Annotated in this window: 1 protein-coding gene; it reads right to left on the bottom strand. The window is 47.2% G+C overall.

Going from position 1 to position 697, the window contains the following annotated elements:
• Positions 1 to 697, bottom strand: a 697-nt coding sequence (locus tag A3729_RS32570; protein WP_231877381.1) for a hypothetical protein, incomplete at both ends; no start/stop codon positions are given.

Here is a 697-nt window from a genome sequence, read left to right as displayed (position 1 = left end):
CTACTCAAGTTGCCTACAAAGTTAATTGGATCAAAAGAGTCAAATGACGCTTGAAGAACGTTAAGGAAGGTCTCAAGGTCTGCATCGCCTCTTTGCAAACCAGCAGCAGATTGCAATGCTAGCAGTATACCCGGCGCAAATACTGGGGAATTCTCTGCTAGTCGTGCAATGTTGCCACCTGGCGTTAAAAAGTTTGCAGACACAATGTTATCTTCAGTTCTACTGGTTTGGTTCGCGATTTCGACAAATGGAATGCCGTTAAAGGTACCTAAAGAGTGAGCAATAAAGTGAACATCGTCTCCGTTTAAGTCAAAGCCATCACCTTCTGGCCCGTTATCATCTATTCCATCGATATCCATGGTTGGAATAGACAGACGCAGAGTCATTAAGTCAGACATGTGCTGTCTAAAGTTATCACGGCTAGTTAGGAAGCTAAGTGGGTTAATCGTGAATGCACCAGAACCCGTGTTGGAGCAATCGATAGGGTCTGATGAGGAGCTGCCCACGGTGCCGTCAGCGAAATCCATCGGTACAACGTTGGTAACACCGCCGCCAAAGCCAAAGTGACGCTCATCGGCAGAACCTTGTCCTAGACCAGGGATCTGGCTAGCACCGTTTTCAATAGTATTCTGCATTAAGCCAAGACCTTGTGCCGCAAGCTGTAAGCTTTGGAGGCTTGAAGCTGCTGCTTCTAGGG

This window comes from Oleiphilus sp. HI0043 (assembly GCF_001634935.1).
This window is presented reverse-complemented; position numbering and strand designations above follow the sequence as displayed.